The organism is Malikia sp. (genome assembly GCF_028687635.1).
In the GTDB taxonomy this organism is placed as follows: Bacteria; Pseudomonadota; Gammaproteobacteria; order Burkholderiales; family Burkholderiaceae_C; genus Malikia.
Genome location: NZ_JAQTZS010000032.1, coordinates 15,232 through 30,642 on the forward strand (window position 1 = coordinate 15,232; position 15,411 = coordinate 30,642).

The window sequence follows — 15,411 nt, forward strand, 5'->3', positions numbered from 1 at the left end:
GGTCTCCGTGATGCAAAATGGGTGGCTCTGGGCCGAGCGCCTGATCGGCGCTTCAGTCGAATTCGTAGCTAAAGTCGGACGCCTTGACGCCGACATGGACCCGGGTGGCCGGCTTGCCTTCCAGCAGGCGGCGCAGGAACTCTTCGCTGATGGTCGGCAGCAGGGTGTTGGTCAGGATCGCATCGACCATGCGCCCACCGCTCTCGAGTTCGGTGCAGCGGCTGGCGATCAGTCCCACCACCGCCTCGTCATAGCTGAACGGCACCTGGTGGTTCTGCTCGACGCGCTGCGCCACGCGGCCCAGTTGCAGCCGCGCAATCACCCGGATCATGGCGTCGCTCAGCGGGTAGTAAGGAAGCACCACCAGCCGGCCAAGCAACGCGGGCGGGAAGACCTTGAGCAGCGGCTCGCGCAGCGCCTTGCCCAGGCCCTCGGCATCGGGCATCAATTCGGGGTCACTGCACATCTGCGTGATCAGCTCGGTACCGACATTGGTTGTCAGCAAGATCAGCGTGTGCTTGAAATCGATCACCCGCCCCTCGCCGTCCTCCATCCAGCCCTTGTCAAAGACCTGGAAAAAGATCTCGTGCACGTCCGGATGGGCCTTCTCGATCTCGTCGAGCAAGACGACGCTGTAGGGCCGCCGTCGCACCGCCTCGGTCAACACGCCCCCCTCGCCGTAGCCGACATAGCCGGGCGGTGCGCCCTTGAGGGTCGAGACCGTATGCGCCTCCTGGTACTCGCTCATGTTGATGGTGATGACGTTCTGCTCGCCACCGTAGAGCGCCTCGGCCAATGCCAGCGCGGTCTCGGTCTTGCCCACGCCGGACGAGCCGGCCAGCATGAAGACGCCAATCGGCTTGGAAGGATTATCGAGCCCGGCCCGTGAGGTCTGGATGCGGCGCGCAATCATGCGCATCGCGTGGTCCTGCCCGACGATGCGCTGGCCCATGATGGTTGACAAATTGAGTACGGTTTCGATCTCGTTCCTGGCCATGCGACCGACCGGAATGCCGGTCCAGTCGGCGACGACGCAGGCCACTGCCTGGTAGTCGACCGTCGGCAGGATCAGTGGCCGCTCGCCCTGCAGATCGGTCAATTCGGCCTGCACCGTCTTCAGTCGAAGCCGCATCGCTTCGCTGTCCGGGACGGCATCGGGCCTAGCCTCGCCCACGGCGGCCGATGACGAGGCAGCAGGAGCCAGCTCGGACGTGACTGGTTCTGCCTCGGGTGCGGGTGCGGGTGCGGTCAGCTTGCCGCGCAACGCCAGCAGCTCGGCCACCAGAATGCGCTCCCGTTCCCAGCGCGCGTCGAGGGCCTGCAACCGCTCGCGTTCAACAGCCAGGCTTGCGCTCGCCTTGGATTCGCGGTCGCCGACCTCGATCGCGATCGCCTGCTCACGCTCTATGATTTCGAGCTCGGTCTCAAGCGCGGCGATGCGCTTGCGGCAGTCGTCGACCTCGGCTGGCGTCGCGTGCAGGCTGACCGCCACGCGCGCGCAGGCCGTGTCCAGCAGACTGATCGCCTTGTCGGGCAGCTGACGCGCCGGGATGTAGCGGTGCGAGAGCCTGACCGCTGCTTCCAGTGCCTCGTCGAGAATCCGCACCCGATGATGCCGCTCCATCGTCGTGGCGATGCCGCGCATTATGGCGATGGCCAAGGGCTCGCTGGGCTCGTCGATCTGGATGGCCTGGAAACGGCGCGTCAGCGCCGGGTCCTTCTCGATGTGGCGCTTGTACTCGGCGAAGGTGGTCGCGCCTATGGTGCGCAGGGTGCCGCGCGCCAGCGCGGGCTTGAGCAGGTTGGCCGCGTCGCCGGTGCCAGCCGCCCCGCCCGCACCGACCAGGGTATGCGTCTCGTCGATGAAAAGGATGATGGGTTTTGGACTGGCCTGGACCTCGTCGATCACCGAGCGCAAGCGCTGCTCGAACTCGCCCTTCATGCTCGCCCCGGCCTGCAGCAGGCCCACGTCGAGCGCGCGCAGGCTGACCGCTTGCAGGCTGGGCGGGACGTCACCGCGCGCGATGCGCTGCGCGAAGCCCTCGACCACGGCGGTCTTGCCGACGCCGGCCTCGCCGATCAGGATCGGATTGTTCTGGCGCCGACGCATCAGGATGTCGACGACCTGGCGGATCTCCTCGTCGCGGCCGACCACCGGATCCATCCTGCCCTGGCGCGCCTGCTCGGTCAGATCGGTCGTGAAGCGCTTGAGCGCCTCCTGCTTGCCGAGCTGCGCCGGTGCGATGGCACCGCTGGCCTCTCCCGGCAAGGCGCCGGCGAAGGATCCATCCGATGCGCCCAGCGCCTCCTCGGGTGAGCCGCCGACGATGCGGTCGAATTCCTCGGTCAGCTTGTCGGCGCGCACGCACTCGAACTGGCGCGAGATACCCAGCAGGGCGCTGCGCAAGCTGGGGGTCTTGAGCCCGCCGATGATCAGATGCCCGGTGCGCACCTGGGAGGACTGGAACATCAGCGAGCCATAAACCCAGCCGCGTTCGACGATGCGTTCGACCGGCTCGGACAGGTCGGAGATCGAGGTCGAACCGCGCGGCAGGCGGTCCAGCGCCGCCGTGATGTCGCCGGCCAGCCGAGCCGAATCGAGCTCGAAATGGCGCACGATGCGGTGCAGATCCGAATCGGGGGCCAGCAGGATCTGCTGCATCCAGTGCACCAGTTCGACATAGGGATTGCCGCGCAGCTTGCAAAAGACCGTGGCGCCCTCGATCGCCTTGTAGCCCAGCGAATTGAGCTTGCCGAACAAGGCAACCCGACTGATTTCGCTCATGGTGGTGGTCCTTGCCGGAGATCCGGCCATTTCATTCGAGGGTCACGGACGGGTCCCGACCCGCCGCTGGCGTCAGCGTGATCTCGCGCAGGTCCATCAATGCATGCTCGCCCTGATCGGTCGACAGCACCCGCTGGCCTGAGCCGACATAGACCCCGCTGGTGCGCTCGGTCCATTCGGTGCGTCGCGCCAGCTGAATCGCCGGGTCGGGGTGCGACTCGGAGCCCGGATAACGGGTCGGGATCAAGCCGACGCTGCCGCCACCGTTGGCGAATTCGAAACGGGCTGGCATCCAGACGGCGTCGCGCAGATCCACCGGCGGCTCGATCACGATCCTGGCCAGGCGGTCGAACGGCAACCAGTAGTAGCGCCCCTCGATGAGGGCCTCGCACACCGGCCCCAGCCGCATGTCGGCGTCGGCGATCCAGCCGAAGGGTTTGCCGTCTACGCTGCCCGCCTGCGCCGGAGCTGCGTCGAAGGCCCTTGAGCGCAGGACCTCGGCGTCAGCAAGGCGGCCCTGTCCGGCGGTCAGCAGCGACTCGACCAGCAGGGCCAGCCATTCGTCGGGCTGACCCAGAATCAGCGGCGAGCGCTTGCCCGCGAAAACCTCGGCGCGCAGGAGTTCGCAATGAATGGCGGCGCTGTACATCTGCACCATGGCCAGCGCGGAGGCCTGGAGTTCGCCGGCCAGTCCGAGCTGGACCAAGGCCCGGTTCCACTGCCCCATGATGGCCAGCAGCTGAAACAGGAAGATGCGCAATCTGGCATCGGAAGGGCTGGAGCGGACCTGATCCTGCAACAGCTTCAGCGCCTGATCGAGACGACCGTCGCGCAGGGCCTGTTCCGCATCGGTAGGGCTGTTCAATTGATGGCCTCAGATCTTTTCGTTGATCGTGGTTTCGAAGCTGTTGGTACCGCGTCCGCCACCGGTCTTGATCTGCGGCACATACTCGACCGTCACCTTCTGAAAACTCAAGCCGAGCTCCTCCGACAGGATCGAGCTGTCGGCCCCCTCGCCGCCCATGACACGCTGGTGCACCAGACGGGCGTTTTCCACCGTGATGGTGAGATAAGCCAGCGCCTCGTCACCGGCCTTGCGCACCGTCAGCACCGCCCTGCGAATCACCTCGTTGTTGCGCAAGGCCGACATCAGGGCCGTCGTCGCGCTGTCGACCCGTTTGCTCACGCGCAACAGCTCCATGTTGGTGCGTCCCGTCGGCAGGCCAAACGCATCGCCGGGACTGTCCATGCCCCAGGACCAGGACATGACGTCAATCTCGCCGAGGTGAGACTTGTCCAGCGACTCGCCCCGCACCAAGCCCTGGCGGCTGCCTTCGATGCGGAGAAACATATCGCGTTGGGCCATGACGAACACCCTTCATGAAGACTGACAGCAAAGCCCTGGCCCGGCGCGTACCGGACCAGCCCGGAATGAGAATCCGGCCTGGCTTCGCCCTGGCCTCAAACACGCCCAGGTGGGGCTACCGCCAGACCAGTCGTTCAACCGGCAGGTGTGTTCTCAGCGATGTTCCAGGCGGCGATTCTGGCTCCGCCTTCCTTGCCACCCTTGGTGCCCTGCGTCTGGTACTCGAACTTGAACTCGGCGAAGTTGAGCGTCAGGTTCTCGGTCAGCCGGTCCTCGCTGCCACTGCCACCGGTCGAGAGCTGACTCACGATGACTTCCTTCATCGTCAGCTTGATATATTCGAGCGGTGAGCCGCCGGCCTTGCGCACCACGAGCACGGCCTGGTCGAAGTGCGTGCCCTTGCAACACCCGAACATGAGCGCGTTGGTCGAGGCATCGACGTACTTGGTCAGACTGATATCGTTCACGCTGACCTTGCCCGATCCGCCGCCGCCGCCCATATGGGTCGTGCCGCTCTGCGACATGCCCCATGACCAGGACAACACATCGATTTCGCCCTTGTGTGACTTGTCTATGGACTCTCCATCCACACCTTTGATTTTCAGGAACATGTCGACAGCCATATCCAATCTCCCTTGTTGACGATCCACTGCCTAGCCGGAAATGACGAAAGCGACGTGGACCGTAATCGCCATCGTGCAATCAAGGACAGGCTGGCAGGCTCAGGCGGCCTTCTCGCTGGGCAACTTGGAGACCAGGCGCAGCGAAACCGTCAGGCCCTCGAGCTGGTAATGCGGCCGCAGGAAAAACTTGGACTGGTAATAGCCCGGACTGCCCTCGACCGCCTCGACGATCACTTCGGCCGCCGCCAGCGGGCGGCGGGCCTTGGTCTGCTCCGAGGAGTGGGCCGGGTCGCCGTCGACGTAGTTCATGATCCAGTCCTGCAGCCAGCGCTCCATCGCGGACCGGTCCTTGAAGGATCCGATCTTGTCACGCACGATGCACTTTAGGTAATGCGCGAAGCGACAGCAGGCAAACAGATAAGGGAGGCGGGCCGCCAGATTGGCGTTGGCGGTCGCGTCCGGGTCGTCGTATTCGGCCGGCTTTTGCAGCGACTGGGCGCCGATGAAGGCCGCGAAATCCGAGTTCTTGCGGTGGATCAGAGGCATGAAGCCGCTCTTGGCCAGTTCCGCCTCGCGGCGGTCGCTGATCGCTATTTCGGTCGGGCACTTCATGTCGACGCCGCCGTCGTCGGTCGGGAAGGTGTGGACGGGAAGACCCTCGACCGCGCCGCCGGATTCGATGCCCCGGATCCGCGAACACCAGCCGAACTCCTTGAACGAGCGGTTGATGTTGGCGGCCATCGCATAGGCCGCGTTCGACCAGGTGTACTTGCTGTGGTCAGCCGCTCCCGTTTCCTCCTCGAAATCGAAATCCTCGAGCGGGTTGCTCCTGGCGCCGTAGGGGATGCGCGACAGGAAACGCGGCATCGCCAGACCCAGGTAGCGGGCATCGTCGGACGCGCGCAGGGAGCGCCAGGCGGCGTACTCGGGCGTGGTGAAGATCTTGGTCAGGTCGCGCGGGTTGGCCAGTTCCTGCCAGGAATCCATCTGCATGACGGAAGGCGAGGCACCCGTGATGAAAGGCGTGTGGGCCGCCGCCGAGATCTTGGCCATCTCGCCCAGCAGCTCGGTGTCCTGCGGGCTGTGGTCGAAGTAGTAATCGCCGACCAGGCAGCCGAAGGGCTCGCCGCCGAACTGGCCGTACTCCTCCTCGTAGACCTTCTTGAAGAGCGGACTCTGGTCCCAGGCCGTGCCCTTGAACTTCTTGAGCGTCTTGCCCAGTTCAGCCTTGGAGAGGTTGGCGACCCTGATCTTGAGCAACTCGTCGGTCTCGGTGTGGCTGACCAGGTAATGCAAGCCGCGCCAGGCACCTTCGAGCTGCTGGAAGTCCGGATGATGGATGATCTGGTTGACCTGCTCGGAGAGCTTGCGGTCGAGTTCGGCAATGATGGATTCGATCGACTTGACGACATCCACGCCGATCAGCTGGGTCTGCGCCAGCGCCTGCTGGGCCAGCGTCTGGACGGCCTTGACGACCGCCTCCCTGGCCTCGTCGGACTTGGGCTTGAACTCCTTCTGGAGCAATGCGGTGAAGTCGTCTGCCAAGGGCGCAGCGCCAGGCTGCAGTTCGGTCTGGATTTGTGCGTCTGCCATTTCAACCACCCTCATTTCTTGGATTTGCCACGAACCGGCGCGCGCCGCCGCTCAAGCCCTGCCGGCAGGATCTCAGGGCTGCCCCTGCGGCGGCTGCTGGGGCTTGGGCGCGGCAGCCAGTGATTCGAGCAGGGCGGGATCGTTGAGCACCTTGGCGATAAGGTCCTCGGCGCCCGACTTGCCGTCCATGTAGGTGATCAGGTTGGAAAGCTGCTGGCGCGCGCTCAGCAGCTTTCCAAGCGCGTCGACCTTGCGCGCGACCGCCGCCGGCGAGAAGTCGTCCATGTTCTCGAAGGTCAACTCGACGTTGAGGCTGCCTTCGCCGGTCAGCGTGTTGGGAATCTGAAAGGCGACGCGCGGCTTCATGGCCTTCATGCGGCTGTCGAAGTTGTCGACGTCGACTTCAAGGAACTTGCGCTCGGCCACCGCGGGCTGTGGCTCGGTTGGTTTGCCGGAGAGATCGGCCAGCACACCCATGACGAAGGGCAGTTGGATCTTCTTTTCGGCGCCGTAAAGCTCGACGTCGTATTCGATCTGGACCCGGGGTGCCCGGTTGCGCGCAATGAATTTCTGGCTGCTGGTCGGCATTCTATCTCCCCCTTCCACCCAAACGATGGCCAATCAATATGAACTCACAGTAACAGATATCCCGTCATTCGTCATCCTTGACCAGCTTCTCTCCGACGACTTTTTCCGCCTGTTCCAGCCCTTCCGGCGCCATGTCTTGCATCAATTCCAGGAAACTCATGTTCATCATGCGCTGGGCCCGCCGCAACAATATCTGAACCGGGTTGGTGGGTTCATTCTTTTCAAGATACTCGCAAAGGATTCCAAGCGCCTGCACCACATCATTGCGGTCATGCATTTGTCCTATGTTCGGCAATACAGGAGCCTCCCGGGATAATCCCAGGGACGCCTGATCGGGAGCAAAAGATTCCGGATCTTGAGCCGGATGGTCTTGAGGGGATGGCAAGTTGCGATTGAGCGACTGGGACACCAGCAGCAGCATGCCATGCAGCCGGGACAGGTCCGGGACCTGTGCAGCGCCGACCTGCTCCCCCAGCCAGGCGATGATGGAATCGAGGTCTGTCACGGCGGATAGTGCCTGTGCCGCGAGATCGGGAGACAGGCTGAGCGCCGCGTCGAGCAGGCCCTCGACCTGGGCTGGAGTGAGCTTGACCTCATCGGGCGCCACCTCCAGGCGGCCTTGCGCGACTTCGAGATCGCGCACCGAAAGCTGGCCATGCTGGCGCGAGTCAAGGACGCGGCTGGCACGGACGTCGCCCGCGATCGCATCGAGCGCATTGAGCGAGGCCAGCGCGTTGAGACGCATGGTGGGGTCGCCATCATCCGGGTCGAGTCCAGGGTGCAGCCCAAGCCATTGCTCCTGCAACAAGCGTCTGATCAGTTCCAGTCCGAGCGCGATGCCTCGGTAGCCCTCCTGATGCAGCAGGGCGCGTGTCAGCAGGAGGGCGACGCGCAGATCCTTGGATCGCGTCAGCAAGCTTTGCGCCTGCTCCAGCACGACGGGCCACTGGATTTCAGCGCCTTCCACCTCGATCGTGGCGCCGTCCTCGCGGCGGAACTCCTGCTTGGGCTGGATCCGCACCGACTCCTCAAGGGCCAGGAATTGCGCGTCGTATTCCAGGTTGGGACCGCATGGATTCTCTGCGGACACCGGCGCCAGCCACTGCTCCAGACTCATGACATGCCTTTCACTCGGGGGTTGATGTCGAACACAGCCTTCAGCGGACCTCGAACAGGTACTCGCCACCGCGCTGGTGCCCTGCGGCCGTCACGGCACCGTACTGGGGTGTCTGCGGGAACTCCTTCTTGACGGCGGTCTGCACCTGCCGGAAGATGGAATTGCCTGGCGTCCAGCCTTGCACCGAGTTGACCGACTGCATGAAGTTCCAGGCGAAGATCGAATGGCCATCCTTGCCTTCGTCAGTGACTGGCTCGTCACCGCCCGAAGACAGCACGACGACCGACCGCTTGCTCAGCACCGCCTGCGCGTTGACCTGCGATCCCAGTCCATCCAGCGCTTCGCGCGCGAAGGCACCGGAGTAGCAGCTGTCGGAAATCAGCGCCGTCTGCCGCGGCTGGTAGCCGGCCAGCAGCCGGGAAATGTCAGCATTGGAAAGCCAGCGCGTCGGGTCATCGACCGGCGCGTCGGCGGGGATCCAGTAGCCCGCACCATGCTTTTCGAGCGAGTAGCCGTGGCCGGCGTAGTAGATGAGCACACTGTCGGCCGGCCGGGCCTCCAGCGAGACCTGGTTCAGGGTACGGATGATGTCGGCCTTGCCGGGGTTGCGCAGCAAGCGCACCTCGTAGCCCAGTCGCTCGTTGAGCATCTTGGATACGGCTTCGACGTCGGGTATGGCACTCTCAAGCCTGGGAATCCGACGGTCGCCGTAGTCGTTGCTGCCGAACAGCACAGCGATCTTGCGCTGGATCAGCGGCAAGGCGGGCTGGTGCTGTGGGCCCGCCGCCTGATCGACGGGCTGCGCCTGAGTCGCCTTGGCCTGCACGTCAGCGATGATCTCCGGGGTGATGCGGCACAGGCCGCTGCCCGCCTCCTCGGCACTGACACAGGACTTGACATCGGCCAGACTGGGGTCGATTTCTAGCTTGTCGATCGAATCGGCAAACAGCTGGCGTTTGAACTCGTGGCGTGACGCCAGCAGACCGGCCAGGTCGCTGGAGCTCATGGCGCGGACATTGACCGGGCCAAAGAGCTTGCCCTGGCTCAGCGAAGACAGATCGACCAAGCCGACCGTGACGAAACCGGAAGGAGGAATCAGCAAGGGAAACATGCCCGCCATGGCGGCCTCGGCGGCCCTGGCGGCTTCCTCCGGCGGTGAGGCAGGACCTCCATCCACCAGCGTCAGCGCAGTGCCGTTGCTTTCAGCCTGGATGGCGTGGTAGTTGCCCGAAGCGACCATGCCATAGACCGGATAAGAGCCTGGAGACGACGAGGATTGAGCCGTAGTCGACCAGCTGGCCGGCCATGATTCCTCCGCCACGAATCCGCTGACTGTCCCGCTCAAGGCAGGAAGACTCCGACGGACAAACCCAAGCGCAGGGTCAGCAACGAAGTTGAGCGGCGCCGGGATGATGCTGGCGTTCAGCCCCGCCGGCGGGTTGAGCGTGTAATTGCCGGCGTCGCCACCGTTGAGGCTCCAGTTCACCCCGACCAACTTGAAGGCTCCGGCATTGGCGTCGCCAAAGCTGCCGGTCGCCGAGACGTTCACGCTGTCGCCAGCCACCACACCCGTCCGACTCAGGTCGGTCAGGGTGACGCTGCGCCCACCGTCATAGACCTTGTCCTGAGCCTTGGCCGAGATGGACAGTTGGGCTGGGGTGATGTCACCTGTGTAGTGAGTGGAATGTCCGTATACTGGTTTACCCGCAACATCCATCACGCTCAGCACCGGCACCGGCTCGGTGGCAAGCGTGATCGGCTTGTCAATGCCGACATGCTTGTCGGGAAAACTTCCCGCACCTGGCTGCAAGATACCAACCTGGTAGCCGACTGGAGCCCCGCTGATGACGGTCGAGGCGTCCAGGGCCGCATTCACTGTCCCGTCGTACACGCGCGAGATCCTGCCTTGTAGGTCAAGACTTTCGGCATGAAGCAGGCCGTTGCCGCTTTCCTGCCCCGGACTTGTCGACTGGCTGGCATTGAACTGGACGAAGTCGTATGGCAATCCCCCCATCTGTGTCAAGGAGGCGCCATCGGTATGAACCAGCCAGCGGCCGTTGGGCGCATTCAGCGCACCGGCGCCGGCCAAGTTGTCGAAGCTGCCGCTGCGCACCACGATCGCGTCCCCGGACGCAGAACTGCTCAGGACGGTACCAAGCTCGAACACGGTGCCAGAACCGGTTGGCGACAGGACTGCGTCACCCGAATCGATGGTGGCGCCATCCACCCGGATGCCCTGGACTCCGGGACCATGCAACACGATGTTCCCACCTCCGCTGTCGAGGAGGGCACCCCGGCCGATCAGGATGCCGCCGTCCTGGTTGCCATCGCTGTCAGCCTGCAGGCTCAAGGGCATGGCCCCGTTATGGGACCTGATCTGGACATCGGGGTTGACAGTGATGTTGCGCTGCGCCTGCAGCGTCAGCGAGCCTTGCGCGCAGGCAACGCTCTCGCACCACTGGGAGTAGTCCACGTTGACATTGCCGGCCACCGTGATGTCGCCGGCCTGGCTGTTGCCGCCGGCGCTGCCGGTGCGGATGACGACCCGTTGTCCTTGTCCGATAGCTCTCATGAGGTACAGGGTGTCGACGATCGCCGAGTCGTCTGTCGACGTCAGATCGGGGGGCCTGCTGTCGTCGATGCGGCTGTTTACCCCGTCATGCGGGGCGATCACGATGTCATTGGGGTCGAGCAGCCAGGTACCCGGCCTGCCCTTGGCTGCCGTGGCATCGATCGCAGCAGGCCTGGCATCCAGATAGGCCCCCGAGGTTTCAATGAGTCCACCGTCGCCACCCTCAGGCCCTGCGCGTGCGCTCAGGCTGCCGTAGACACGGGTCGCGCGATCGCTCCAGGCGATCACCTGGCCGCCATCGCCCTGAGCGATGGCGTCCGCCCGCAGCTTGACGTCGGGACCAACATAGGTCGACTGGGCATTGCGCACCAGCGGATTGTTTCCCTGGTAATCGCCACCCACCAGGACAGTGCCGCCGCCGGACGCGCCCGAGACGTCGACAGAGGCCTGATGGTAGATGCCCACCCGGTCGCCGAGCAGCTGCGCCCTGCCGCCCTGCCCTTGAAGGCTCGTGGCCATGACCTGGCCGCTCACGAGCGTGGTGCCAGCATTCGAATCGACGATGACCTGACCACCGGCTCCGGAACCGGCTGCGCGGGCAGAGGTCTGGCTACCATCACCCAGTTCGATGTTGCCCTGCGCCCGCAGGACCACGCGCCCGGCCGCATCGGCGCCGACGCTGTCGGCCCGGACGATGCCCTGCTGGTTGACGATGCCGCCATGCAGGTCAATGCTGGCGCTCGAACCGGATGCGATCAGCTGGCCCAGATTGAGCACCTCGTTGTCCGGTGCTGTCAGGCGGAGCGCCAGGTTGGGCGCCCCGGAATCGATCAGCTCGATGCTCTTGCCGGCTGCCAGCACGATCTGCCCGCCCGGGGTCTGGATCAACCCTTCGTTGCGCACGCTGTCACCGATCAGCCAGACGCGGCCGCCTGTCGTCGTGGTGATCTGGCCCTGGTTGAGCAGTTGCGCGCCGGTGCGGTCCGCCGACGCCACGAAGGCATTTCGAGCGGACAGGAAGTCGCCGTTGCTGATACCGAGCGTGGAGGCGACCAGCCCGGCAACATCCACCCGGGCACCGGGGCCGAACAGCACGCCATGCGGATTGACCAGCCAGACGCGGCCGTTGGAGCTCAGGCTGCCGAACAGGTGGCTGGCGTCCTGGCCCACGACACGGTTGAGCACCTGGCTGGCGGCGCTCTCCTGCTGGAAATGGACGCTGTTGGAGCTGCCAATCGAGAAGGACCGCCAGTCCAGAATGGCGTTGGGACTGTTGCTTATCGTCAGGGCGGAACCGTTGGTGACGATGCTGGCACTGCCGTTGACCACCTGGGCACCGCTGGGCAACTGCGCCCAGGCCGTGCCGACCGCCAGCGTGAAGGCAACCGCCAGGGCCGCACAAAGAGGATGCAGCACAGGAACACTTCGGCCTGGGCTCTCCGCGCTACTCGATTGGACGGCATGACGGCTCATGTTGGAACTCCCGCTGGATCTGGTCTTGTTGGCATCGACAAGGACGAATCGGCATGCCAGACATGCCGCTCATCGGGCGCTCAGAAGGCGAGCTGAATGGCCACATGCGCCCGCCTGTCCCCGCTCGACGTGTGGATCGCATCATCCTGGGCGCGTGCCCATTCGACGCTTGCGGTGGCGCGGTCAGAGAATCTCAGGCGCAAGCCAACCCCCGCGCCCGTGATGCTGCAGGCGGCTTGCCCAGCGGCGCCGCAGGTCGCCCCCTTGCGCTTGGCAATCCGGCCATGGTCCACGAACAGGAGCGGGCGCAGACTCAAACCATCACCGCCGAAGCTGGGGCCCAGCAATTCGGCGCGGATCGCGTGACCGTAGTCACCGGCCAGTTCGCGCTCCATGTAGCCGCGCACGCTGCCCGCACCACCGATGCCGAACTGCTCGCCCGAGATGAGCGCGTGCGGGCTGTACTGGGCCTCAATATTTCCACCCAGCGCGAAGCCGGCGGGCAGTCGCAGCTGGCCGAAGGCATCGAAACGGGTCTTGGAGAAATGCTTGCTGGCCCCCGGGCGGGCGGCCTCGAAAGTGGACTGGTCGCTGCCGCCCAGATTGGCGAACAGGGAGGCGTTGATGCCCCAGGCGGACTGGACGCCCTGCGCCTGCCCCGTATAGGACAGGATCAAGGGCAACACATGCGAACTCACGGCAGCAGGACCGCAGGCGGCCGTGCCGAGCGGCCCCAGACTGAGGTAGGAACAGTCGTTGTCGTAGTCGCGCCAGTCCAGTCCCAGGCCGATGCGATGATCGTAGTCGCCGCGACGATCGAAGTGCAGATTGCCGCGCACCCCCAGCACCGTGCCCTTGCCCGCGAAGGCCAGCGGTCCGGCCAGGGTCTGCGTGATGCCGTTGCTGACATCGGAGTGGGCGAGGAAGGCGTCCAGCGTCGCCGCCCGGGCATAGACCGGCAGACGGTAACCCAGGCCGTACACCTTGACCTGGTCGAAGTGACCGGGCGAGGTCTGGAACTGGGCGCTGATGACGTCGTCCCTGTCACTCAGGTTGGCATGCTGGATGCCGAAGCTGAGCCGATGCCGTCCAGTCGGCTCGGTGCCAGGGTTGTTGTAGCCCAGCGAAAACTGCCAGGGATTTCTGTCCTGCACCCGGACTTCGGCATCGATCTCGCCAGGTTGGGCACCGGCGGTCAGCGTGACCCTGAGGTGCTTGGACGGATTCTCGTTCGAGAGCTGGATATCGCGATCCACGCTTGGCACGACGGGGGTGGCACCCTCGCGCAGGCTGGGCAGGCCTGCGCGCACATTGCCAGCGGAGAAATGGCGGTTGCCCGTGACCCTGACCTTGGCGAGCTTGCCCTCGACGACACGGATCAGGACTGGCCCGGCACCCAGCGCCTGTGGCGGCACGAAGGCCAGCACGCCGCCGTAGCCTGCCTCGCGGTACGCAAGCTGCAGCCTTGCTGCAGCTTGCTTGAGGTCGGACATCGTGCGTGACGGGCCAGGCAGGTCGGCCAGCAACGCATCCAGCGTAGCGGGGGACAACAGGGTATTGCCCTCGACTCGAACGGCATCGATGCGAAAAACCATCGGTCCGGAGCTTGGCGCGGATGCTGGCAAGGCCGTACTGACAGACTGCGCGTAGGCTTGCGGGTTCAGCAAAATCGGCAACGCAAACGACAACATCATCAGCCGACACCGGAATGGAGGCGGCGCAATTCGTGCGGGCGCGACAGGTACTGGCCAAGGCCCGGGTTTTGAATTGCGTGATTGCTTCATATTGACGCCTGCGCCTTGTGCCGACAAATTGCAAACCGCCTTCATCCCTGAGACGAAAGATCGGCCACCCCCTGTCGGGGCTTATAGCACAAGAATCAAAATATCTCAACATAGCCAATGGAACCAGGCAATCAAAGACTGGGACCCGTCATGCGCAGAAAATCAATAGATAAATTATTTATCAGATTTTATATAATTAATTGAAATTGCATCAACATCAATGATTGAATTTATTTTTTCCAATTGATAAGCACTCCAGACGTGATCTGATCGACATGAAGCCTGGATCCGACAGCCCGCATTCATCGGTGCCTGAAAAAACAGAACTTTCCGCTACAAGCCGGAAGTCGCTCTCAAGTACGTAGAATAGGTCGAAGCATCTGTTTGCTCGCCGACGCACGAGGCGCCCCACTGCGGGGAGCTCTCGAACGAACACCGCCTGCAGCACGCCAACAAGACCATTTTTTTCCATATCAACTCCCTATGACTGCTCCGATACGCAAGGCCGTGTTCCCGATCGCCGGCCTCGGCACCCGCTTCCTGCCCGCCACCAAGGCCAGCGCCAAGGAAATGCTGCCCGTGGTTGACAAGCCCTTGATCCAGTACGCGGTCGAGGAGGCCTACGCCGCCGGCATCCGCCAGATGATCTTCGTGACCGGGCGCACCAAGCGCAGCGTCGAGGACCATTTCGACACCGCCTACGAGCTCGAAAGCGAACTGGAAGCCGCCGGCAAGAAGGAGTTGCTCGCGGTGGCCCGCTCGATCGCGCCGGCCGACATGAGCTGCGTCTTCGTGCGCCAGCCACGCGCGCTCGGCCTGGGACACGCGGTGCTGTGCGCCAAGGATCTGGTCGGCAACGAGGCCTTCGCCGTGCTGCTGGCCGATGACCTGATGGTGGGCGAGCCGCCCGTCATGGCGCAGATGGTGCAGCAATACGCCGAGTGGCGCACCAGCCTGCTGGCGGTGCAGGACGTGCCGCGCGAGCACACCAAGCGCTACGGCATCGTCTCCGGGACCGTGGTGCATGACGGCCTGCTCGACGTCACGGGAATCATCGAAAAACCGGCACCCGAGGTCGCGCCGACCACGCTGGCGGTGGCCGGTCGCTACATCCTGACGCCGGGTATCTTCAAGGAGCTCGAGAACCTGCCGCGCGGCGTCGGCGGCGAAATCCAGCTGACCGACGGCATCGCGCAGCTGCTGCGGCGCGAGAAGGTATTCGCCTACCGCTACGCAGGCACGCGCTACGACTGCGGCAGCAAGCTCGGCTTCCTGCAGGCCACGGTCGATCTGGGCCGTCGTCATGCCGAGGTCGGCGCCGATTTCTCCGACTGGCTGGACCAGCGGGCCAGCTGAGCCCGCTGTCGCGCGAGTGGGTCGCTGGCCAGCAATTCTCAATTTGGCCGAACGAGAGCAAACTGGAGGCGTAGAGACTTCTGACAGAGGCTGTCATGGCTGGGATGCTCAAGGGTAAGACGCTGGATTTCGCGCAAGTGATGCATCGGGTGCG

Annotated in this window: 10 protein-coding genes; 1 reads left to right on the forward strand and 9 read right to left on the reverse strand. The window is 64.3% G+C overall.

Annotation, left to right across the window (positions count from 1 at the left end):
• Positions 1–52 precede the first annotated feature (52 nt).
• From tssH to PHR85_RS13880, 9 genes are all read right to left on the reverse strand, one after another.
• Positions 53–2,785 carry a type VI secretion system ATPase TssH gene (gene tssH, locus PHR85_RS13840; RefSeq protein WP_300055332.1) on the reverse strand — a complete coding sequence of 911 codons (2,733 nt, stop codon included), beginning with the start codon at positions 2,783–2,785 and terminating at the stop codon, positions 53–55.
• Between the two features lie 31 nt (positions 2,786–2,816).
• Positions 2,817–3,650 carry a type VI secretion system accessory protein TagJ gene (locus tag PHR85_RS13845; RefSeq protein ID WP_300055335.1) on the reverse strand — a complete coding sequence of 278 codons (834 nt, stop codon included), beginning with the start codon at positions 3,648–3,650 and terminating at the stop codon, positions 2,817–2,819.
• A gap of 9 nt (positions 3,651–3,659) precedes the next feature.
• Complete coding sequence (locus PHR85_RS13850; protein ID WP_300055338.1) at positions 3,660–4,151, reverse strand: type VI secretion system tube protein Hcp; 492 nt, start codon at positions 4,149–4,151, stop codon at positions 3,660–3,662.
• A gap of 134 nt (positions 4,152–4,285) precedes the next feature.
• Positions 4,286–4,774 carry a type VI secretion system tube protein Hcp gene (locus tag PHR85_RS13855; protein ID WP_300055341.1) on the reverse strand — a complete coding sequence of 163 codons (489 nt, stop codon included), beginning with the start codon at positions 4,772–4,774 and terminating at the stop codon, positions 4,286–4,288.
• Between the two features lie 99 nt (positions 4,775–4,873).
• A complete protein-coding gene (gene tssC / locus PHR85_RS13860; RefSeq protein ID WP_300055343.1) occupies positions 4,874–6,367 on the reverse strand; it encodes a type VI secretion system contractile sheath large subunit in 1,494 nt (497 codons plus the stop codon).
• 72 nt (positions 6,368–6,439) lie between these two features.
• Positions 6,440–6,955 (reverse strand): type VI secretion system contractile sheath small subunit, encoded by a 516-nt coding sequence (tssB, locus tag PHR85_RS13865; protein ID WP_300055344.1) that lies wholly within the window; start codon positions 6,953–6,955, stop codon positions 6,440–6,442.
• Positions 6,956–7,019: 64 nt separating this feature from the next.
• Positions 7,020–8,072: a type VI secretion system protein TssA gene (gene tssA / locus PHR85_RS13870; RefSeq protein ID WP_300055347.1), complete on the reverse strand. Its 1,053-nt coding sequence runs from the start codon at positions 8,070–8,072 to the stop codon at positions 7,020–7,022.
• Between the two features lie 40 nt (positions 8,073–8,112).
• Positions 8,113–12,060 carry a YDG domain-containing protein gene (locus PHR85_RS13875; protein ID WP_300055350.1) on the reverse strand — a complete coding sequence of 1,316 codons (3,948 nt, stop codon included), beginning with the start codon at positions 12,058–12,060 and terminating at the stop codon, positions 8,113–8,115.
• A gap of 137 nt (positions 12,061–12,197) precedes the next feature.
• Positions 12,198–13,712, reverse strand: a complete 1,515-nt coding sequence (locus PHR85_RS13880) for a ShlB/FhaC/HecB family hemolysin secretion/activation protein (RefSeq protein WP_300055353.1) — start codon at positions 13,710–13,712, stop codon at positions 12,198–12,200.
• 672 nt (positions 13,713–14,384) lie between these two features.
• Here PHR85_RS13880 and galU point away from each other — a divergent pair.
• Complete coding sequence (gene galU / locus PHR85_RS13885) at positions 14,385–15,257, forward strand: UTP--glucose-1-phosphate uridylyltransferase GalU (protein WP_300055356.1); 873 nt, start codon at positions 14,385–14,387, stop codon at positions 15,255–15,257.
• The last annotated feature ends 154 nt before the right edge of the window (positions 15,258–15,411 follow it).

Excerpts from the sequence above, each read along its gene's own strand:
- tssB (WP_300055344.1), bottom strand. The coding sequence starts at position 6,955 with ATGCCGACCAGCAGCCAGAAATTCATTGCGCGCAACCGGGCACCCCGG.
- tssC (WP_300055343.1), bottom strand. The coding sequence starts at position 6,367 with ATGGCAGACGCACAAATCCAGACCGAACTGCAGCCTGGCGCTGCGCCC.
- galU (WP_300055356.1), top strand. The coding sequence starts at position 14,385 with ATGACTGCTCCGATACGCAAGGCCGTGTTCCCGATCGCCGGCCTCGGC.
- tssA (WP_300055347.1), bottom strand. The coding sequence starts at position 8,072 with ATGAGTCTGGAGCAGTGGCTGGCGCCGGTGTCCGCAGAGAATCCATGC.
- PHR85_RS13850 (WP_300055338.1), bottom strand. The coding sequence starts at position 4,151 with ATGGCCCAACGCGATATGTTTCTCCGCATCGAAGGCAGCCGCCAGGGC.
- PHR85_RS13880 (WP_300055353.1), bottom strand. The coding sequence starts at position 13,712 with ATGGTTTTTCGCATCGATGCCGTTCGAGTCGAGGGCAATACCCTGTTG.
- PHR85_RS13855 (WP_300055341.1), bottom strand. The coding sequence starts at position 4,774 with ATGGCTGTCGACATGTTCCTGAAAATCAAAGGTGTGGATGGAGAGTCC.
- tssH (WP_300055332.1), bottom strand. The coding sequence starts at position 2,785 with ATGAGCGAAATCAGTCGGGTTGCCTTGTTCGGCAAGCTCAATTCGCTG.